The sequence below is a fragment of the Nitrospirillum amazonense genome, from assembly GCF_007828035.1.
GTDB classification, from domain to species: Bacteria; Pseudomonadota; Alphaproteobacteria; order Azospirillales; family Azospirillaceae; genus Nitrospirillum; species Nitrospirillum amazonense.
Genome location: NZ_VITV01000003.1, coordinates 788781 through 810093 on the forward strand (window position 1 = coordinate 788781; position 21313 = coordinate 810093).

At 67.1% G+C, this 21313-nt stretch carries 16 protein-coding genes and 1 pseudogene; 4 read left to right on the top strand and 13 right to left on the bottom strand.

Features of this window, described 5'->3' with window-relative positions; genetic code table 11:
• Positions 1–74 precede the first annotated feature (74 nt).
• From FBZ87_RS11340 to aptA, 3 genes are read left to right on the top strand one after another with little or no spacing between them, the layout of a single operon-like run.
• Positions 75–332, top strand: a complete 258-nt coding sequence (locus FBZ87_RS11340; protein ID WP_145610409.1) for a hypothetical protein — start codon at positions 75–77, stop codon at positions 330–332.
• Positions 329–1777 carry a sodium:solute symporter family protein gene (locus FBZ87_RS11345; protein WP_145610410.1) on the top strand — a complete coding sequence of 483 codons (1449 nt, stop codon included), beginning with the start codon at positions 329–331 and terminating at the stop codon, positions 1775–1777. Before FBZ87_RS11340 ends, FBZ87_RS11345 begins: the two co-directional genes overlap by 4 nt.
• A 10-nt stretch (positions 1778–1787) precedes the next feature.
• Positions 1788–3131 (top strand): omega-aminotransferase AptA, encoded by a 1344-nt coding sequence (aptA, locus tag FBZ87_RS11350; RefSeq protein WP_211106915.1) that lies wholly within the window; start codon positions 1788–1790, stop codon positions 3129–3131.
• A gap of 86 nt (positions 3132–3217) precedes the next feature.
• Here the strand turns inward: aptA and FBZ87_RS11355 are convergent, their stop codons facing one another.
• Positions 3218–4099: a LysR family transcriptional regulator gene (locus FBZ87_RS11355; protein WP_145610411.1), complete on the bottom strand. Its 882-nt coding sequence runs from the start codon at positions 4097–4099 to the stop codon at positions 3218–3220.
• Positions 4100–4295: 196 nt separating this feature from the next.
• On the opposite strand from FBZ87_RS11355, the gene FBZ87_RS11360 reads away from it, so the two are divergent.
• A complete protein-coding gene (locus tag FBZ87_RS11360) occupies positions 4296–5720 on the top strand; it encodes an amidase (protein ID WP_145610412.1) in 1425 nt (474 codons plus the stop codon).
• A gap of 177 nt (positions 5721–5897) precedes the next feature.
• Here the strand turns inward: FBZ87_RS11360 and FBZ87_RS11365 are convergent, their stop codons facing one another.
• From FBZ87_RS11365 to FBZ87_RS29695, 12 genes and pseudogenes are all read right to left on the bottom strand, one after another.
• Positions 5898–7574: a tannase/feruloyl esterase family alpha/beta hydrolase gene (locus FBZ87_RS11365; protein WP_145610413.1), complete on the bottom strand. Its 1677-nt coding sequence runs from the start codon at positions 7572–7574 to the stop codon at positions 5898–5900.
• Positions 7571–8983 carry an MFS transporter gene (locus FBZ87_RS11370; protein ID WP_246134349.1) on the bottom strand — a complete coding sequence of 471 codons (1413 nt, stop codon included), beginning with the start codon at positions 8981–8983 and terminating at the stop codon, positions 7571–7573. Before FBZ87_RS11370 ends, FBZ87_RS11365 begins: the two co-directional genes overlap by 4 nt.
• Positions 8980–11022, bottom strand: coding sequence for an acetoacetate--CoA ligase (locus FBZ87_RS11375; RefSeq protein WP_145610414.1), 2043 nt, complete (start codon positions 11020–11022; stop codon positions 8980–8982). Before FBZ87_RS11375 ends, FBZ87_RS11370 begins: the two co-directional genes overlap by 4 nt.
• A gap of 141 nt (positions 11023–11163) precedes the next feature.
• Positions 11164–13485: a TonB-dependent receptor gene (locus tag FBZ87_RS11380; protein ID WP_186454704.1), complete on the bottom strand. Its 2322-nt coding sequence runs from the start codon at positions 13483–13485 to the stop codon at positions 11164–11166.
• Positions 13486–13638: 153 nt separating this feature from the next.
• The gene (locus tag FBZ87_RS11385; protein ID WP_246134350.1) at positions 13639–14730 is read right to left on the bottom strand and encodes an AraC family transcriptional regulator; all 1092 of its coding nucleotides are present in this window, start codon (positions 14728–14730) and stop codon (positions 13639–13641) included.
• Positions 14731–14976: 246 nt separating this feature from the next.
• A complete protein-coding gene (arsB, locus tag FBZ87_RS11390) occupies positions 14977–16002 on the bottom strand; it encodes an ACR3 family arsenite efflux transporter (RefSeq protein WP_145610476.1) in 1026 nt (341 codons plus the stop codon).
• Positions 16003–16025: 23 nt separating this feature from the next.
• On the bottom strand, positions 16026–16856 hold the full coding sequence (gene arsC / locus FBZ87_RS30205; RefSeq protein WP_145610417.1) for an arsenate reductase (glutaredoxin): 831 nt from the start codon (positions 16854–16856) through the stop codon (positions 16026–16028).
• On the bottom strand, positions 16853–17362 hold the full coding sequence (locus FBZ87_RS11400) for an arsenate reductase ArsC (protein ID WP_145610418.1): 510 nt from the start codon (positions 17360–17362) through the stop codon (positions 16853–16855). Before FBZ87_RS11400 ends, arsC begins: the two co-directional genes overlap by 4 nt.
• Positions 17363–17388: 26 nt before the next feature.
• Positions 17389–17742, bottom strand: a complete 354-nt coding sequence (locus FBZ87_RS11405) for an ArsR/SmtB family transcription factor (protein ID WP_145610419.1) — start codon at positions 17740–17742, stop codon at positions 17389–17391.
• Positions 17743–17817: 75 nt separating this feature from the next.
• Positions 17818–18576: an arsenical resistance protein ArsH gene (gene arsH, locus FBZ87_RS11410; RefSeq protein ID WP_145610420.1), complete on the bottom strand. Its 759-nt coding sequence runs from the start codon at positions 18574–18576 to the stop codon at positions 17818–17820.
• Positions 18577–18954: 378 nt separating this feature from the next.
• Positions 18955–19167: pseudogene (locus tag FBZ87_RS30210) on the bottom strand (DUF5990 family protein); the annotation flags it as partial.
• A gap of 247 nt (positions 19168–19414) precedes the next feature.
• Positions 19415–21313 (bottom strand): autotransporter family protein (locus FBZ87_RS29695; protein ID WP_246134351.1); only part of this gene is annotated, 1899 nt, incomplete at its 5' end.

Consider the following 21313-nt stretch of genomic DNA (forward strand, 5'->3'; position numbering starts at 1 on the left):
CGAGCATGGGCCGGCCCCCTTTCGCGGGTGCCCGCGTGGAGGTCGCCCCCAAACCAAGCCGGAAGGAGCCCCGCATGGCAGAAAAACGGACAGAGGACGGGCTGGGCAGTGACATGCCGCGGTCGGGTTTGGCGTTGTTGGCGCTGGGCCTGCCGGTCACCCTGCTCTTTGGGTTGACGCTTTGGGCGCCCTTCGCCTCGGTCACGTTCCTGGGCATCCGGGGTTCGATCTGGTGCCTGTTCGCCTGCGCGCCGGCCACCAGCCTGTGCCTTCTGGCCTGCAACCGTCTTTTCGGCACCCAGGGGAAGGGCCGGGGAAAGGGAACACCATGATCCCGGCCTTCGTCACGATCATCGCCGCCTCCCTGCTGCTGGCGCTGTTTTCCAAGCGCGGGCACGCCCATCAGGGTGCGAAGGAGTTCTTCACCGCCTCCGGCCAGTTCGGCGCCGTCCTGTTCTTTTTCCTGTCGGTGGGGGAAACGTACAGCGTGACCAGCATGCTGGGCTTCCCCGGCGGGGTCTATGCCAAGGGCGGCGACTTCATCACCTGGTTCTTCGGCTACATCCTGCTGGCGGCCCCGGTGCTGTATTGCGTGGGGCCGGTCATCTGGCGGGCCGGTGTGCTCTACGGCGCCGCCACCATCCCCGATTTCTTCCGCAGCCATTTCGACAGCCGCGCCCTGGAACTGGTGATGGCCGGCTCCGCCATCCTGCTGCTGGTGCCGGTGGGAACCACGCAGTTCATGGGGCTGAAGATCGTGCTGGCCTCGCTGGACCTGCCGGTGGCGCCGGTGGTGCTGCTGGCGCTGGCGGGGGGCATGGCCTTCCTCTACGTGGTCATCGCCGGGCTGCGCGCCTCCGCCTTCGTCGCCATCCTGAAGGACGTGCTGATGCTGTCGGCGATCCTGCTGGTCAGCGGCGTGGCCATCGCCCACTGGCACATCGATGGCGGGCAGGCCGGTGGTGGGCAGGTCGGCGGCGCGGCGGCATTGGCAGCATCCGCCCCGGCCGGCAGCGACCATAAGGGCCTCGTCTTCGCCCTGTCGACCATGGTGCTGCAGGCGGCGGGCTTTGCCATGATCCCGCAGACCTGGGCCTTCCTTTTCTCCGCCCGCGACCCTGGTGCCATCCGCAGGGCGCAGGTGGTGTCGCCGCTATACCTGCTGCTTTTTCCCCTGCTGATGTGCGTGGCCTACTTCGCCCGGTTCCACGGCCTGCAGCCGCCGCAGCCAGACTTCGTGTTCATCACCACCGCCCAGGCGCTGCTGCCGGAATGGATGGTGGGCGTGGTGCTGGCCACGATCACGCTTTCGGGCCTGGTGCTGCTCAGCAGCGTGTGCCTGGCCATCAGCCCCCTGGTTACCCGCAACATCGTCTCGGGCCTGAACGAGGCCGGGCAGCGGCGCTGGGCCAAGGTCGTCACCGCGCTCTACATCCTGCTGTCCATCATCGGCACGGAGGTGTCGGGCAAGTTCATCGTGACCCTCAACAACATCTTCTATTTCGGCATCGCCCAGTCGCTGCCCGCCTTCTTCGCCGCGCTGTTCCTGCCGCGCGTCGGCGCCAGGGCGGTGATCCTGGGCATGGGGGCGGGCTACGCCACCGCCTTCTGGGTTTACCTGGCCGCCATCGATGTGGGCGGCCTCAACGCCGGACTGGTGGGGCTGGTGCTCAATAGCGCCGTCATGCTCACCGCCGCGGCCCTGCACCCGCGTCGGGAGGCCGCCACCCTGCTGACGCGCTTGCGCGCGGCCCCTTCCCTTCCTTCACATGGCTAGGATCTTGAAAATGTTTGAAGATGTCGCCGGCAGCCCGCCGCTACGGAGCAACGAGGCCGACCTGTCGTCCTTCTGGATGCCGTTCACCAACAACCGCTTTTTCAAGAAGAACCCGCGCCTGCTGGCCAGCGCCAGCGGCATGACCTACCGCACGCCCGATGGGGCGGAAATCCTGGACGGCACGGCGGGCCTGTGGTGCGTCAATGCCGGCCACGCCCGGGCGGAGATCGTGGACGCCATCGCCCGGCAGGCCGCCACGCTCGACTTCGCCCCCACGTTCCAGCTGGCCCACCCACAGGCCTTCGAGCTGGCCAGCCGGCTGTCGGCCGTCATGCCGGCCGGGCTGGACCGCATCTTCTTCACCAATTCCGGTTCGGAGTCCGCCGACACCTCGCTCAAGATCGCACTGGCCTATCACCTGGCCCGGGGCCAAGGCGGCCGCAACCGGCTTATCGGCCGGGCGCGCGGCTACCACGGCACCAATTTCGGCGGCATGGCGGTGGGCGGCATCGGTGGCAACCGCAAGGGGTTCCAGACGCAGCTGCCGGGGGTGGACCATCTTTCCCACACGTATCGGCCGGCGGACGCCTTCACCCGCGGCCAGCCGGCCGGCGGCGCCGCGATGGCCGATGAGCTGGAGGCGCTGATCGCCCTGCACGGGGCGCACACCATCGCGGCGGTCATCGTCGAGCCGGTGGCCGGTTCCACCGGCGTGCTGGTGCCGCCGGCCGGCTATCTGGAACGCCTGCGCGAGATCACGCGCGCCCACGGCATCCTGCTGATCTTCGACGAGGTCATCACCGGCTTCGGCCGGGTGGGCGCAGCCACGGCGTCCGAGCGGTTCGGGGTCACACCGGATCTGCTCAACATGGCCAAGGGCATCACCAACGGCACCGTGCCGATGGGCGCGGTCGCCGTCTCGCGCGACGTCCACGACACCATCGTGAACAGTGCCGAGCCGGGCATCGAGCTTTTCCACGGCTATACCTACTCGGCCCATCCCGTGGCCACGGCCGCGGCGCTGGCCACGCTGGAGATCTATGAGCGTGACGGGCTGTTCGCTCACGCCCGGGCGCTGGAGGACCATTGGGAAACGGCCGCCCATTCCCTGCGGGGGGCGCCCCATGTGATCGACGTGCGCAATTTCGGCCTCATGGCCGGCATCGAACTGGCCCCCCGCCCCGGTGCCCCCGGCACGCGGGCGATGGAGGTGTTCCACCGCTGCTTCGATGAGGGGGTACTGGTGCGTGTGACGGGCGACATCATCGCGCTGTCGCCGCCGCTGATCGTCACGCCGACGCAGATCGCCCGCATTTTCGAACAGATCGGCAAGGTCCTGGCCGACCTCGCCTGACATCGTAGAGCCCCGCTGGTCCCGACGGCAGAGCGCCGCCGGGACCATTGATTCAGAACCACGGGCGATTCAGAACCACGGGCGTTTCAGAACTGCGGGCGATAGCGTTCGATCAGCTCGTCCAGGAACTCCACCACCGCACGCACCCGCGGCTGGTGCTGGTGGTCGACGTGGAACACCAGCCAGTAGCTGCGCTTCACCTCCACCTCCGGCAGCACCCGCACCAGGCGCGCATCGGCCTCGGCCGCGAAGGCGTGCAGCAGCCCCAGCCCCAGCCCCGCGGCCACCGCCCCCTGCTGCGCGGAAATGGACGTGGACCGGAACACCGGCCGGGCATCGGGAATCACCTCGTTGAGGTAGAGCAACTCGGGATCGTCGATCTTCTCGTCCATGTACCAGACGAAGGGATGCCGGCGCAGCTCCGCCCGGCTGGCGACGGGGCCGTGCTCCGCCAAGTAATCCGCCGACGAATAGAGGCACAGGCGGAAATCCACCAGACGCCGCGCAAAAACGCGCCCCTTGGGCGGGCGGTTGAGCACGATGGCGATGTCGGCCTCATGATTGGCCAGGCTGACCTGCCGCGGCTCGGGCGTAAGGTCCAGCCGCAGGTCCGGATAACGCCGGTGGAACTCCGCAACATGCGGGGCCACGATGGCCATGCCGAACGCCTCCGGGGTGGCAATGCGCACCACGCCTGACGGTGCCGCCCCCCGGGGGCCCAGACGCGCCACCGCCGCCTCCATCTCGCTTTCCATGCGCTCGGCATGGGGCAGCAGCAGGCGCCCCGCCTCCGTCAATGTCACGCCGCGGGGCGAACGGTCGAACAGCCGCACGTCTAGCGCCGCCTCCAGCGCGCCGAGCCGGCGGGCGATGGTCGTATGGTCCACGCCGACCGCCTTGCCGGCCGCGACCAGGCGCCCGCTGCGGGCAACAGCCAGAAATAAGTGCACGTCGTCCCAGTCCGGCATAGGCATATTCGCCCAACAGTTTCTCGATAATGCGCATTTTTCCACATATGCCCGGTCTTTATCCTATCCTCAAGTCGAAAGCCGCCGCTGGCCCTCGGGCGCAGCGGTGATCCACCAGAGCTTCGTCATCCCCACCTTGGCGTTGAGGCCCTTCCCCGTCCCCACCTTCTCCCGGCCAACTGAAAGAGACAGCCTGATGACCAACCTCGCCGACCTGACCGCGACCGCCCTGTCCGACGCCTTCGCCGCGGGCGCGCTTTCCCCGGTGGAGGTGATGGAGGCCGTTCTCGATCGGGTGGACAGGCTGGAGCCGCTGCTGCACGCGACCTACGCGCTGGACGGCGACGGTGCGCTGGCGGCCGCGCGGCTTTCGGAGGAGCGGTGGCGAAAAGGGGCGGCGCTGGGCCCGCTGGACGGGCTGCCGGTGACACTCAAGGAGTTGATCGCCACGCGCGGGGTGCCCAAGCCCATGGGGACGGCGGCTGTGGAGCTCACCCCCCAACCGGAGGACGCGCCCATCACGGCCCGCCTGCGTGAGGCCGGGGCGATCGCCTTCACCAAGACCACCGTGCCCGATTACGGCATGCTTTCCTCCGGGCTTTCCAGCTTTCACCCGCTGACCCGCAACCCCTGGGACCTGTCGCGCAACCCCGGCGGGTCCAGCGCCGGGGCGGGGGCCGCAGCGGCGGCGGGTTATGGCCCGCTGCATGTCGGCACGGACATCGGCGGCTCGGTCCGGCTGCCGGCGGGCTGGTGCGGCGTCTTCGGATTCAAGCCCAACAACGGCCGCATTCCCATCGACCCGCCTTACATGGGGCGCTCCGCCGGCCCCATGACGCGCACGGTGGACGACGCGGCACTGCTGATGACGGTGATCTCCCGCCCCGACGCGCGCGACTTCATGAGCCTGCCACCCGCCGATCTGCCATGGCGGAACCTGGCGGGCGACGTCCGGGGCCTGCGCTTCGGCCTGATGCTGGACGCGGGGTGCGGTTCCCCCACCGAGCCGGAAGTGGCCGAAGCCGTGACGGCGGCGGCCCGCCTGTTCGAGCAGGCAGGGGCGGTGGTGGAGCCGATGGCGCCCTTCGTCACGCCGGAGATGTTCGACGGCTTCGACCATTTCTTCCGCATGCGCTTCTGGGCCGAAACCAAGGATCTGCCCCAGGACCGCTACCGGAAGATCCTGCCTTATATCCGGGCCTGGGTGGAACCGGCCGCGGCCTATGACGCGATGACCGTCTACAGCGGCTTCAGCGGCCTGATGGCCATCCGCGAACAGGGCGTACGGGCCAGCCAAGCCTATGACTACATCCTCTCGCCCGTGGCGCCCATGCCGGCCTTCGCGGCCGAGCTGCCCAGCCCCAACAACGACCCCGCGCGGCCCTTCGACCACATCGGCTTCACCATGCCCTTCAACATGACCGAGCAACCCGCCAGCTCGATCAACTGCGGCTACACGGCGACGGGCCTGCCCATCGGCCTGCAGATCGTGGGGCGGCGCTTCGATGACCTGGGGGTACTGCGCGTTTCCCGCTGGTTCGAGGACGCACGAGGACCCCAGCGCCCCTGGAGTGAATTGGCGGAATTATTGGAGGGTTCTTTGCAGGGGCGTGGGTCGTGAAGATGGCGGCCATCGCCTGAATGCCGTATCGGCCGTGGATCCCCCCGGCTGATACGGTCACCACCTTCCATTCAGGGGCTTTCAAGGCAGGCGATGTCCACCCCTGGTCGACGACTTCACGCGCACCGCCCCGACAGTCGAAGGCCGTGCGGCCCAGTTAGCCAGATGCCCATCGCGTCAATGTTGCCCGCCCTCCTCCGAGCGGTTGGGCGTGGATGAGCAAACGAAACTTTCCGCGGCGCTGGTCGAACCGCGTCCGTCATACGACGCCTTTTGCGGATAGGCGCACAGCGGCCGTTGAAGCTGGATCGTCTTCGGGTCCCCCATCGCGAACTTCGTGGCGATCACGCGGTCGGGCGCGCGTCCCCCGCTGGCCCAGTCGACCAATGAGGCGAAGAGGTCGTCCCCCGGACCGCCGATGGGAGGTTGCGGCGTGCCGCCAAGCGCCGAGTTGAACGCATCGGGGCCGGGGCCGCCACCGCAGTGCATCAGCCCAGGCGCCAAAAAGAGCCTGGCAACATCCCGGGCCTGGTCCATGCCCCCCAGTTCCCGCACCTGGCGGTCATAGAACGCGACCGACTGGCCCGGCGGCACCAGCGTGTCAGCCAGGCCATGATAGATGATCAGCTTGCCGCCGCGCGCCTTGAACGCACGCAGGCTTCCCCGGGTGGCATCGTTGACGTCGCCGCCCAAGGCGCGGTCGACCGCGGGCATGTCACGATCAAGGTCGAAGCCCCGCCAATCCCAATCGGCGCCGAACACCCATTTGAACAGGCTGCCGAATTGCGGCTGGCCGTTGGCGGCGCTCTGCAGGAACGCCCAGCCGAACCGGCCCTGAACCTCGCTGCCCGGCGGCCAGCCGAAAAAGACAGCGCGCCCGTCTGTGGTGGTAGGGCCATTATAGAACGCGCGGGCGGTCGCGACCTCGGCCGGCGTCAGGCATTGGTCGGTCTCCGCCCCCTGGCAGCCCAGTTCCGCAGGATCGAAGCGGCAGCTGAGGGGATCGGTGATGAAGGCATCCCCCTGCAGGCCGTAGCCGCGACGGTTGCAGCTTGCGACCGCGGCGTCGTTCAGCACCCGAAGCTTGGCATCCGACAGGCGGCTGCCGGGTGTGCGATTGGCGGCGATGAAGTCCCACAGGACAGCGGCGTGGCCCCAGGTCCGATTGATGACGGGCGCGCCGACCAGGATGCCATCATAGTCCGCCGGGTAATAGAGCGCCTCGATCAGCCCCTGCTGTCCCCCGGTCGAACAGCCGGTGTAGTAGGAGCGCGTGGCACCCCGGCCGTAATAGGCCTGGGTGATGGCCTTGCCGGTCACCGTCATGACGTGGGTGGACAGACGGCCCCAGTCCTTCCACTTGCGGGGATGACCGATAAGCGCATCGCCGTCCAGCGGCGTCGCGGGTGCCGTTCCCGTATCGGTCGTCGCCACGGCGTACCCGCGCCGCAACCCGCCGACCATGCTGCCGTACCCGCCCTGAAGCACGCCGGCGAACCCCCCGTTGCCGTTGCCGTGAAAGACGCCGGCCCAGGTGCCGGCCGGCAGCCAGACCTCGACCCCGATATCGGAATCGGGGGCCGATCGCACATGGGCGACAACACGGCAGAAGGCCGGCAGGGGCGACGCGTCGCGGAGCCCCGGAGTGGCCCCCGCACCTTTTTCAACCATCACCGCGCTGTCGATGGTGGTGTCCTTGAGGCGCAATTGGGTAAGCGCCTCGCAGCGGGCGGCATCGGCCGCTGGCGCCGTCTCGGCCGCCGGTGACGGCGTGGCGAGCGCGACAGCCGCCATGGCCATGGCGAGCGGGGCGAAGAATCTTGAAAAGTTAAGGGTCGAAACCTTCATGGTCATGAACCTCGCCTGGCGGAAGATGACTTGGCGTCCCGGGTCAAGAAATAGGTGCATGTCAGCGATATGAAGCACACGCCGAACAGGAAGATGGAGATCGGCAGGGTCGACGCGTACTTCGCGAACAAGGCCGTCGCGATGATCGGGGCGAACCCGCCACCGATGACGGCGCCCAATTGGTAACCAAGCGAGGCGCCGGAATAGCGCACCTCCACGGGGAACAATTCGGCAAAAAGCGCCGCCTGCGGGCCATACATCACGCTCAGGCACAGCAGTTCCACGATGAGCGCCACCAGGACGGCCGGATAGGACAGCGTCTCCAGCAACGGGAAGAAGGCGAAGGACCACAGCCCGGTCAGTGCCGCCCCGGCCATGAAAAGGGTTGATCGTCCCCACCGGTCCGACAGCGCCCCGAAAAACAGCAGGCCGGGTACCATGACGACGCTCGCCGCCACCACGGACGCAAGCATCGCGCTTCGCGACAGGTGCAGGACCGAGTCACCATAAGAAACGGCATAGGTGATCGCCGCGTAGAAGCATGTGTTCGAGGCTATGAAGGCCCCACCCGCCAGCACGATCTTCTTGGGGTGGCGCGCCAGAACCTGAAGGACCGGCGACTTGCGCTTTTCCTTCTGGGTCAAATCCTGCGTTCGGGCGGTCTGTTCGAATGCCACCGACTCCTCCAGCCTCGTCTGGATATAGAGGCCGACGAAAACCAGCGCGATGCTCAGGATGAACGGCACGCGCCAAGCCCAGGTTTCGAACGCGTTTTGCGGAAAGGCCGCCACCATGAAGAAGAAAACGATGTTGGACAGGACCACGCCCAACGGAACGCCGATCTGGACGAAGCTGCCGTAAAAGCCGCCCCGGCCCGGGGGAGCGCTTTCTATCGCCATGAGCGCGGCACCGCCCCATTGCCCGCCGACGGCGATGCCCTGGACGAAGCGCAAGGCCAGGAGCAGCAGCGGGCTGAGGGCGCCGACACCCGCATAGGTCGGCAGGAATCCGATCGCGGTGGTGGCGAGGCCCATGGTCAGCAGCGCGACCAGCAGCGCCTTCTTGCGGCCGAACAGGTCCCCGAAATGGCCGAATACGATGCCGCCGAACGGCCGGGCGATGAAGCCCACGGCAAAGGTGCTGAACGCCGCCAGCTGGGCCACCAGCGGAGGCAAGTCCGCCGCGAAGAAGATCTTCGGAAAGACCAGGGCGGCCGCCGTCCCGTAGACGAAGAAATCGTACCATTCGATGGTGGCGCCGGCACCGGCCGTCAACGCGACCTTGAAGAGCGAGGACCCTTTGTTCACCGCTGATGAACCCATCATTTTTTCTTTCCGGGCCGGCGCCCGCCCGTCAGCCACGGGCTGCGCGGCAGACGGTTGACGCAACGCTTTATCCACCTGCCGCGCGTTCATCCAATATCCCCCCCGGCTTTCGTTTCCGCAGCGCCCGATCGTTCCCGCCAAGCCTCAGCCTTCGCGATGTACCAGGGAATGACGCCGGGATTCTCGGTCAGATTGGGATCAATGACCTTTGCCACGGGCCAACCCTGGAACAGGCGCTTGATCGGCAGTTCCTGCTTCTTGCCGGACAGGGTACGCGGAATCGCCGGTGCCGGAATGAACGCGTCGGGGATGAACCGGGGTGAGAGCGTGTCCCGGATGGCCGCGACCACGGCCGCCTCCAGCTCCGGACCCCAGGCGCGCCCATCACCAGGGACGACAAACATGAGCAGCTTGCTGTCGCCGGCGCCATCCTCGAGGTCGATCACCAGGCTGTCCGCAATGGACCCCAGGCGTTCCACGGCGGCATAGATGTCGGCGGTGCCCATCCGCAAGCCGTGCCGGTTGATCGTGGCGTCGCTCCGTCCGGCGATGACGCAGCTTCCATCAGCCTCCACCGTCAGCCAATCGCCATGCCGCCAGATGCCGTCCCACGCGTCGAAGTAGGTCGAGCGATAGCGGCTGCCGTCCTGGTCACCCCAGAAGAACAGCGGCATGCTGGGGAAGGGCCGCGTACAGACAAGTTCGCCGACGCGGCCCCGCAGCGCATGTCCATCCTCATCCCAGGCCTCGATCGAGGCGCCCAGGTGGCGGCATTGAAGACGGCCGGGCGTCGGAGGCAATTCCCGGTTCCCCGACAGGAACGCGGCGGCGATGTCGGTCCCGCCGGAGATGTTGCACCACCAGATGTCGGGGGTGCCTACGGCGTCAAACTGCGCCGTGCCCCAGTCCTGGACATCGGCCGTCAATGGGGAGCCGGTGCTGCCCAACGCGCGGATGGCCTTCAGGTCACCGATCCCGTTCAAGGCCAGGCCCGCTTTGCGGCAACTGGAGAAAAACGCCGCCCCGGCACCGAACCAGGTCACGCGATGGCGCGCGGCGAACGCCCATAAAGGCTGCCATTCCGATTGCCCCGCGGCACCTTTCGGCGAACCGTCATAGAGACAGATCGTCGTTCCGGTGAGAAGTCCACCGACCTGGATGTTCCACATCACCCAGCCCGTGGCGCTGTACCAGTGGAACCTTTCGCCGACCGTGTTGAGCGAATAACTGGGCCCCAGGTCCAGATGCATGTTGCCGACGCAGGCCGAAACGACGATGCCGCCATGCCCGTGCACGATCGCCTTGGGCAGGCCTGTGGTTCCGCTGGAATAGAGGATCCACAGCGGATGATCGAAAGGCAGCCATTCGGGCTCGAATGCCGCGACTTCCGCGTCATCCGCGCACTGGGCACCGTCGAAGTCGATCGAGTCCTGTATGCGCGCCGCGCCATACCCCGTCCGGATCGCGAACAGGGCCGCGACGGCGGGCAGCCCGCGCCGGATCGCCTCGACGGTGGCGGAGCGATCCATCCGCCGGCCGCCATAAAAGACCCCGTCGACGGCGATGAGCGCCTTGGGTGCCGCCTGCCGCAACCGATCCAGCACCGCCGGCGTGCCCATATCGGGCGAGCACATCGTCCACACCGCGCCCAGGCTGGCACAGGCGAGCATGGAAACGACCGCCTCAGGGATATTGGGCAGGTAGGCCGCGACCACGTCGCCGCGCCCTATGCCCCGGCGGCGCAAGGCCAGGGCCAGCGACGCCGTGCGCCGCCGCAACTGGCCCCAGGTCCATTCGATGGCCTGTCCGCTTTCCCCTTCCGCGATGATCGCCGGCTGCCCGGCGGCATCGGCCAAGTCGGCGTGGCGAAACACCTGGCGCGCATAATTCACCTGCGCGCCCGCGAACCAGCGGGCGCCGGGCATCGCCCCGTCCACGATGGCGGTCGGCGGCGTCGGGGATTCCAGCGCGTGATAATCCCAGACGCTCAGCCAGAACGCGGCGAGATCGGATCGCGACCATTCCCACATCGCCGCGTAATCAGGAAATGTCAGGCCGCGTTCCCGATGCAGCCATTCCCGATACAGTCTTATCTGGGGGACGCTGTCGCCCGCCCCGCGATTTATCATGTCGGACTTTCCTCGTGAATCGATGGCCAGCGCCGCTCCGGATCGCGGCGCCAGGCCCGGTATGGGGCCGCGATCGAGACCCGGATGCCGGGCGTCGTCAGCCCATCCGGACCGCGCGGTAACCCAGGCCTCGCCGCTCGCTCAAAACCGGTGATAAAGCGTCGCCCCGTACATGCGCGGCATGCCGATGGACCCGGCGGTGTACGCCGTCGCACCGGGGCTGGTGTTCGCCTGGCTGATATAACGGACGTCGAAGGCGTTGCGGACCCAGCCGGTCAGCGACCAGGCCTTGTCGAAGGTGCCCAGGCCGATCGACGCGTTGAACAGCCCGTACCCGTCCTGGGAGACGAGCGGGTTGTTGTAGATGTCGAAATAGACCCTGCTTTGCCATTTGTAATCGGCGCGCGCGGTGACCTCCAGCGCGCTGGAAACCGGGAAGACGTACTCGCCGGACACATTGAACTGCCATTTCGGCGCCTGGGTAAGCGTATTGCCTTCCAAGTTCTTGGCACCGGGCGGCAAAGCCTGGCCATCGCTGGTCACCCCCACGCACGCGGCGGCGGTCGGCAGGGCCGGATACAGCGGGTCGTTGTTGCAGAACTTCCCAAATGCCGTATCGAGGCGCGTGGCCGCCCCGGCCACCTTCAGCCCTTCGGCCAGAATGGCCTCGACTTCGAACTCGACGCCCTTGATCGTGGCGGCGGACGAGTTCTCGACCTTCGGGAACTGCACCCCCGTCTGCACGTTCGTGCGGAAGACGGTCTGCTGCAGGTTGGTGTAGTCGGCATAGAACGCGGTAAGGCCCATGCGCAATTTGTTGTCGAACAACTTGGCCTTGGTGCCGATTTCGTAGTTCCAGACATATTCCGGATTGAAGAAATTAACCGGCTGCGTGATGTCGCCCAGGGTGTTGAAGCCACCCGACTTGAAGCCACGGGACACGCTGGCATAGACCAACGTGTTGTCCTGGGGTGCGTAGTCAAGCACGAAGCGGGGCGTGAAAGCCTTCCAGATATCCTTGTCGGCCAGAAGATAGTGGAGCCCGCCCGACGTAGCATCCATCGCGTAAGACTTGGAGTCGAGGGTATAGCGCCCGCCGGCCGTCGCACGAAGATTGTCGGTCAGGTTGTAGCGGAACTGCGCATAGGCCGCATACGAGTCCAGCGTCTCGGCGGGAAGATAGACCAGCAGATTCTTGACCGCCGCGGTGCTGAGGTACAGCGGCTCACTCGAATCCCCGTGCATGTAGAACAGGCCGGCGACCAGATCCGCCCGGCTGCCCACGTCCGTGGTCGCGGTAAGTTCCTGCGTCACCTGCTTCGCGTACAGGCCGATGAGATCGAACCGCGCGCTGGCCACCGGCGTCAGGTCGACATCAAGGTTGGTCAGGTCGATATCGTGCTTGATGAAGCCTGTGGTCGAGGTAATCGACGTGTCCGGCCCCAGGTCCAGGTGCGCGGTCAGGGTGGCCCTGACGTCCTCCACGTCCCGTTGATTGGGTTCGTTGAAATAGAAGGTCAGGTCGTCAATGTTGTTGCGGGGATACGCATAACCCGGCACTTCGGCCGGCGTGGGCCTGGCCGGATCGGCGCGGCCCAGCAGAAGATTGAATGATGGGTCGCTGCGGTCGCGCGTGTAATCGACCAGCGCGCTGATGCTGAAGATTTCGGATGGCTTCACCAACAGCTGGCCGCGCACCTCGGTGAGGTCGGCGTTGTCGTTGTGTCGGCCGAGATACGCGTTGTCCGTCCAGCCGTCCGCACGGTCCCGCTGAAAGGAGACGCGGGTCAGAACCTTGTCGGACAGCGGCACGTTCACGAACCCCTTAGCCCCGAAACGCGCGTAGTTGCCACCGGTAAGCGCCAGTTCGGCATCGGTCTGATCGGTCGGGGCCTTGCTGTTGACATTGATGGCGCCACCCGTCGCATTGCGGCCCTGGATGGTGCCTTGCGGCCCGCGGAGGACCTCCACCCGTTCGACATCGAGGAAGGACGGGTTCATCATGAAATGGTTGAGCAAGGGAACGCCGTCGAGCGACACGGTCACGCCCGACTGGCTGCCGATGTCCTGCCCGGCCTGGCCGATGCCGCGCATGGCGATGAACACGTTGGTGGAGCGCGTGCCGAACTGGAGGCTGGGCGCGAGTTGGACAAGGTCGCCCACCTCCTTCACGCCGGCCTTCTCCAGCGTTTCGCCCGAGACGGCGGTGATCGCTATCGGGATGTTCTGCAGCCCTTCGGCGCGCTTTTCGGCCGTCACGAGAATTTCCTCCAAGCCGAGGTCGCGCGAGGTGTCGGCCGGGGCGGCGGAAGCGCCATTCTGCGGCTGAACGGCGGCCCCTTGGGTGGCGCCCTGGGTCTGGGCCTGCGCCCACACCTGGCCAGTGGCCAGGCATCCACCGACCAGCGCCGTCGCCCCCAACCCCAGCGCGCGCGCGCGACGGATCAGCCTCAAGCTGCTCATGTCCTCCCCCTCCCTTTTGATGCGATTGACGCCGGGGATCTCACGCCCCCGGTCGAGGCGGATCTTCGCATTTGCCGGACGAGAGGCAATGACACGGCTGACGCCATGATTTGGCGGAAGTGACATGGGGGGGCCGCGCGGCCCCATCCCGCCCTATGCGATCCGCCGATCCTTGAGAAGGACGGTCGCGGCGCCGACCTTTGCCGCGTCGGCCATGTATTCGGTGCGATAGGCCGATGGCGTCATTCCGGCCCAGGCGCAGAAATGGCGCGAAAAGCTGCCGGGTTCGCTGAACCCCACGGTAAGGCCGATCTCCGTGATCGGCAGGTCGCTCGCGAGCAGGTAGGCGGCGGCCAGTTCCCCGCGCAGGCGCGTCCTCATGTCCTGGAAGCATTCCCCTTCCAGCGACAGATCCTGGCGAAGCCGCCTGGGTCGAGTCCGCAGGCGCGCGGCGACGACCTCGACCGGCGCCGACCAGAGGCCGGCGCGCTGGAAATCGATCAGCACCTGCTGCGTCCGCTCCCGCCAGGTCGGGCCACGGTCGGGAATGTCGAACCAGTCGGGCTCACTCGCGTAGTAATCGTCATATTCCTTGATGGAACTGTGCACCAGGCGCACCGCCAGATCGTCCCAGTCATAAGACAAGGCATCCACCGGCGCGTCGAATTGCACGGGACAGCGGAACAGCGCGAACCGGTCGAAGCCGTTTTCCTGGATGGGGCGCGGCCCCCGGATGGAAAGACCGCGAAGCACCAGCGGACGGCCGATCAGCCAACTGAAGAACTGGTAGATCCAGACGAACCTGATCCAGACCAGGATGTCCCGGTTTACACCCGGGATAGTCTGGTACTTGCAGATGTGCTGAAGGCCGGATCCGTGCTCCTCGGTGATGCCCGGCCCCACATCGGCGGACATCGCGTCGGTGAAGCGGATGCTGACCCGCAGCGCCTCGCCCAGGGTGGCGCAATGCAGGAAGGACAGGAGACGCTCGGCCTCAAGCGCGAGGCGACAGCCTTGGGCGAAGAAGCCGAGATAGACGTCATCAAGTGCGAACTGAATCCGACGGATCAGTCGGACCAGGGCTTGGCCATCGATCGCGGCGCGCGCGTTCCCGTAAACCGCCGGATCGATCGCCGCGTCCCGTAAAAGCGCATGGGGGTCGAACCCTTTGAGCACGGCGCCTTGCAGCAGTTGCCGGACCGCCTCGCCATCCAACCCCGTTTTTCCCGTGGGTTCTTCTTCCATCCCGTATTCGTTCTTATGGCGACGTGGCCGGGCCGATGTCGCATACCGCAAGGCATCCATTATTTGCAGCGCCCCATCCCCGCCGCAAGGGCCGGGTGACTGTGCGTGCCTTGCGATAGCTTCTCCCCACGACAGCATGCGCACCACGGCAAGCGACCGCTTGGATGTTTAGAGGGTGCGGCGATACTGCCGGTCAGCCGTACAGTCGGCCCGACGGCTTGGGGCCGTCTCCGGCCGGCGCCCCCATCACACGGCGCCGCGCTCGTACCAGGGCCGGCTGGCTTTCACCAGGTGCACCACCGACAGCATGACCGGCACCTCCACCAGCACGCCCACGACCGTGGCCAGGGCGGCGCCGGAGTTCAGGCCGAACAGGCTGATGGCGGCGGCCACGGCCAGCTCGAAGAAGTTGCTGGCGCCGATCAGGGCCGCCGGGGCCGCCACGCACCAGGCCACGCCGAACTGGCGGCTCAGCAGATAGGCCAAGCCGGCGTTCAGATAGACCTGGATCAGAATGGGCACCGCCAGCAGGGCGATCACCAGGGGCTGGGCCAGGATCTGCGGCCCCTGGAAGCCGAACAGCAGCACCAGGGTGGTCAGCAGCGCCACCAGGGACAGGGGCTGCAGCATGGACAGGACCCGCTTCAGCCGCGCCTCCCCACCCGCCAGCAGGGCTCGGCGCCAAGCCTGCGCCACCACCACCGGCACGACGATGTAGAGCGCGACGGACAGCGCCAGGGTGGCCCAGGGCACGGTGATGGAGGCCACGCCCAGCAGCAGGCCCACCAGGGGCGCGAAGGCGAACACCATGATCAGGTCGTTCAGCGCCACCTGGCTGAGGGTGAAATGCGGCTCGCCCTCGCAGAGGTTGGACCAGACGAACACCATGGCGGTGCAGGGCGCCGCCGCCAACAGGATCAGGCCGGCGATGTAGGACGGGCCCTGGCCCGCCGGCAGCAGGTCGGCGAACAGGGTGCCGATGAACAGGCTGCCTAACAGCGCCATGGAAAACGGCTTGACCGCCCAGTTGATGGCCAGGGTGACGGCCACGCCCCGCCAATGCTCCTTCACCTGCGCCAGGGCGCCGAAGTCGATCTTCAGCAACATGGGGATGATCATCAGCCAGATCAGCGCCGCCACCGGCAGGTTGACCTTGGCCACTTCGGCCGCCGCCACGGTGCTGAACAGGCCCGGCAGCAAATGGCCCAGGGCGATGCCGGCCACGATGCACAGCGCCACCCACAGGCTGAGGTAGCGTTCGAAGCGGGACATGGCGCCGGACATGAGGGCGGTCCTCAGACGGTGATGGTGCGCGACAGCAGCGTCGCGGTGGAGGGGCACAGGCCCTGGGCCTGGGGGGTGGCCAGGACGGCGGCGGGGGCCTGGTCGCGGGTCACGGGCTTGAAGCCGGCCTTTTCGAAGAAACCGCCGGCGGAGGTGGTCAACAGCCAGGCCCGCTGGTGCCCCTCCTCCCAGGCGCGGCGCAGCAGCAGGGCCACCAGGTTGCGGCCGATGCCTTTGCCTTGCACCGCCTCCGGTACCATCACGGAGCGAACCAGGATGTCGGCGTCCAGCGGCAGGTAGCCGCCATAGCCCGCCCGTGTGCCGCCAAGGGTTCGGTAGGCGAAGAACCGCCCCTCGCCATCGGCCAGGTCCGCCACCGGCAGGCTGGCGGCCGTGAGCGCGGCCACCAGGCTTGGATCGGTGGCCGGGATCGGCTCATCCTTCAGGAAGGGCGCCCCCTCTTCCTTGTCGAAATCCGCGTCTGGCAGGTCGGGCAGCAGGTCCAGGACGACGTCGGATGGCCGGCACAGCGTCACGCCCCGGGGCGTGACCACGATGGGCCGGTTGATCAGGATGGGGTGGGCCATCATGAAATCCAGCAACTCGGCGTCGGTCCACTTGGGATCGTCCAGGCCAAGCTCCGCATAGGGCGTGCCCTTGCGGCGCAGCACCTGGCGCACCGTCAGGCCCGCGCGCCGGATCAGGTTGGCCAACACCTCCCGGCTGGGCGGATCCTTCAGGTACTCGATCACCTCCGGCTCGGCACCGGCGTGGCGGATCATGGCCAGGACGTTGCGCGACGTGCCGCAGGCGGGGTTGTGGTAGAGGGTGACCGTGCTCATGCCGCCAACTCCCGATGGGTGGCCAAGTCATCCAGGTGGCGCTTGATGGCCATGCGGTCCAGCGAGACCAGGGGCAGGCTGGTGAAGGCCTGCAGGCGCCGCTCGATCTGGCCGTAGATGCCCGCGGTGAAGGCCGCCTTCTCTGCGTCGGAGCCCTCGAACGACGACGGGTCGGCGAAGCCCCAATGGGCGCTCACCGGGTGGCCGGGCCACACCGGGCAGACCTCGCCGGCGGCGTTGTCGCAGACGGTGAACACGAAATCCATCTCCGGCGCGCCCGGGCCAGCGAATTCGTCCCAAGTCTTGGAGCGCAGGCCAGTGACGTCATAGCCCAGCCGCTCCAGCAGCGCCTTCACCACCGGGTTGATGCGGCCCGACGGCTGGCTGCCGGCGCTGAACGCGCGGAAGCGGCCGCCGCCGATACGGCTCAGGATGCTCTCCGCCATCATGCTGCGGGCGCTGTTGTGGGTGCAGAGGAACAGGACGTTGAAAACGCGGTCGGTCATGGAAACCCCGGGCTGAATGGCGGCCGTCAGGCGTCGATGGTGGGTTTCGGGCAGCAGTCGATCATCTCGGGGATCCCGGTGCCGCACAGTTCGGGCAGGCCCTGGCAGCAATCTTCCATGAGGAAGGCCAGCAGGCGGCGGGTGCCCTCGTAGTCGGTGGCGTAGAAGATCTGCCGCTGCACCCGCCAGGAGCGCAGCAGGCCCGCCCGTTCCAATAGGCCCAGGTGGTGCGACAGGGTCGAGGACGGCACTGCCACGCGGGCGGCGACGTCCCCGGCGGTCAGGCCGTTGGGCCCCGCCTGCACCAACAGGCGGAAGACGCTCAGGCGGGTTTCCTGGGCAAGGGCGGCAAAGGCGTCGATGGCGGCTTTCGGTTCCATATCGCGACAATCGTAGAAATTACACGGTCAAGCCGGGGATGGTTCACGGGCGGTGCGACGGTACCAACCGCGGCGTCATTCCGAGGCGGGCACCGGCTTCTCATGGCTCATGGCAATCGCCCCCAAGTCGGGGGCACTCAGGTCCGGCTTCGGCAGCTTGGCGGCGGCCTCCTTCCGCTCGCTGTAGCGGTCGACCATGTAGTCGGAGCGGTCGCGCACCAGCAGGGTGAACTTCACCAGTTCCTCCATCACGTCCACCACGCGGTCGTAGTAGGCGGACGGCTTCATGCGGCCGTCGTCGTCGAACTCCTGATAGGCCTTCGCCACCGACGACTGGTTGGGGATGGTCACCATCCGCATCCAGCGGCCCAGCACCCGCATGGCGTTCACGGCGTTGAAGGACTGGCTGCCGCCCGACACCTGCATGACCGCCAGGGTGCGGCCCTGGGTGGGCCGGACGCTGCCCGTCTCCAGCGGCAGCCAGTCTATCTGGCTCTTGAACACGCCGGTCAAGGTGCCGTGGCGCTCGGGCGAGCACCACACCTGGCCCTCGGACCAGATGGACAGCTCGCGCAGTTCCGCGACCTTGGGATGGGTGGGCGGCACACTGTCGGGCAGCGGCAGGCCAGCGGGGTCGAAGATGCGGGTCTCGCATCCAAACCGCTCCAACAGGCGGGCCGCCTCCTGCGTCAGGAAGCGGCTGTAGGACCGCTCCCGCAGCGAACCGTAGAGCAGCAGGATGCGCGGCGGATGGGTGGAAATCCGCTTGGGCGTAAGCTTGTCCAGGTCGGGGGCGTCGAACCGGAGAGCGTCAATGTTGGGTAGGTCGATCATGGCTATACCATATTTCGACAATTATAGAATAGTCAACTCTCCCGCAGGATAGAGGGTGAACACGCCGCCATGTTGACTGTTGTTCGTTGCCCGGCCTGGGCGCCGATGGGCACGATACCAATTTGATTTTACTGACTTTAATGGAGTCGTCGGGTCACCCCGGTTAACAGTCCAGATGGCTCAAAGCCTTTGGCGTGTCATCTTCCAGGCGCTCCAGACCCAAAACAGAATGGCCCTGATCAGCGCCAACTGAGCCGGCCAGGACCATTCTCCACGGGGGACGCTACAGCGGTTCTTGCTCAACCCAGCCCGGCTGCAGCAGGCGAACCGAGGCGAGGGCCGGCCCGCCCTTATCAGAACGGCCCGCAATCCGTGCCGTTAACGGCCCTGCCCCAGAACCTCGATCATCGCCCAACTGATCTCTGTCAGCGGAATCTTGACCCGACCCGCCCACGGAGAATCGGCCTGGCCGGCGTATTGGCCTACCGACAGGTAAATGAATCGCGTATTGGGCGAGCCCTGGACGAAAGGTCCCAGCAATCGCGGCCTCCCGTCTGCCAAGCAGCCTGCCACTGTCACCTCCAAATCGAAAACGGCTTCTTCGGTCGATCAACGGGTCGGCGAAGTGAGCCTGAGTTTCTCCGCTTTGCCTTGCTGCAACGCCATCGCGAGACCTGGCAGGGGGTCTTCCACTACGATGCGCAGCGGCAGTTTAAAAGGATCAATTCCCATCGCGTCGCCCCGCCATCAGTTCAGTCCAAAGTCCGTGCCACCATCCCACCCCTATCTGGTTGATGGCCGATGACGGAGGGGGATGGCGACCGCCGCTCGCCTCCACTCAGAAGTCGAAGGTGGCGTGCAACACACCAGCATGGCTCTGGTAATCGCGGCGCAGCTCGCCGGAATACTCCAGCCGCAGCTTGAAGCCATCACCCTGGTCCAGGGTGGCACCCACGCCGATGCCCAGGCCGTCGGCGGCGGTGCGGCCGGTGCTGCTGACGAAGCTGGTGCCGGCCAGGACGCTCGTGGTGGCGATGGGGCTGTTCAGATAGTCGTGCACCCAGACCAGGCGCAGGTCCGGCAGCAGCCGGCCCAGCCCGGTGTCCATCTTACCCGACAGCTTGGCGCCCAGCTCCTGCGTCAGGTTGTCCACCTTCAGGGCGCCCACCGCCATGTTGGCCACGCCGGCGTCATGCTCGTCATAGGCGTGGTTGGTCAGGCGCACGGCCCGCAGGCTGGCCTGCGGCGTCAGGGTGAAGCTGGCGGAGACCGGCAGGTCGTAGCCCACCGTCACCTTGCCCAGGTACTGCTCCCCGCCATAATTGGCGTTGGCGCGGGCGCCCAGGAAGCCGATCCAGCGGCGCTGATCATAATGGTTGTAGCCGAAGCTGGCCTGGCCCTCGACCGACAGGCGCTGGTCCGCCCAATCCGGGCGCCAGACGCTGTAGGCCGTCAGCTGGTAGCTGGCCGCCTTGGTCTGGCCGCCGGCGGCGGTGCCCTCGCCGTTGACCGAGCCGTTCAGCCAGCTGAAGGCCAGGCCCGCCATAACCGTGTCATTGGCGTACCAGTCGGCGCCGATGACCAAGCCGGCCGTGGTCCCGCTATAGCCCGCAGCGTCGGCATTGTTGCCGCGCAGCACGCCGCCGCCCAGGATCTCGCCCCACACTGCCCCCTGCTGGCCATCGGAGCCGGCGGCCGCCCCCTTGCCGTTTACATCCCCCATTGGGCCATCCATGTACGCCGCCGCATGCTGCTGATGCTGGCTGATGGCGTTGGTGGAGGGGGTGACGGAGAAGGTGTTGATCTGTGGCGTCAGCTGGCTGGGCGATAGCTGGGTCACGGCCAGCTGCTGCGCCTCGCCCGACAGCTTGGACAGGCGGGTCAGCACCGCCGTCTGGAAGGCCTGGGCCGCCGCACTGCCGCTGTTGGCGATGACGTCCAGCGCCCGGCCGGTGCCCACCCCCGGGCCGCCCGCCGCCAGGCCCACCGCCGTATACCGGGTGCTGGGCGTGGCCGGGTTGGTCGGACCCGTGGGGCCGGTGGTCCCGCCGCTGCCGCTGCTGAGCGTCAGGACCAGGTCCGTGGCGCCGTTGGCGGTGATGGTGGAACTGGTGACCGTGTAGCCGGCGGCCGTCAGGGTCAGGTTGCTGGTCGTCAGCGTGGAGCCGGCCGACGCGATGGTGTAGCTGCCCGCCGACAGCTGGCCGCCATTGACCGCCGCCAGGGTCACCGACCCGCCCGTCAGGCTGGCGCTGCCGCTGATCACCAGGGCGCCGTAGCTGGTGGTGGAACTGACACCGATGACCAGATTGCCCGCCGTCTGGCTGTAGCTGCCCGTGATGTTGACCGCGCTGTTCACCAGCAAGGTGGCCCCGCTGTTGACCACGCTGTGGCTGCCGACGGTGATGCGGTCGTTCAGCATCATGACGCCGCGCACGAAGCGTAGATCGGACCGGGTATTGGTGATGGTGCCACCCGTCAGGGCGCCCGGTGCGGCGTCCGTACCGCCCGCGACCACCAGGTCATTGGCCGACAGGTTCACGACGTTGCCGCTGATGGTGCCGCTGTTGGCCAAGGTGCCCAGGGCGCCGGTGGCCGCGATGTACAGCGCGGTCGGGCTGGCCACCGTGCCGGTATTGTTCAGCGTATCCAGGCTGGCGCCGATGTAGTCGTTGCCCGCCGCCGCCAACAGGGTGCTGCCGCTGGTCACGGCATTGGCACTGAGGCCGGTGATGCC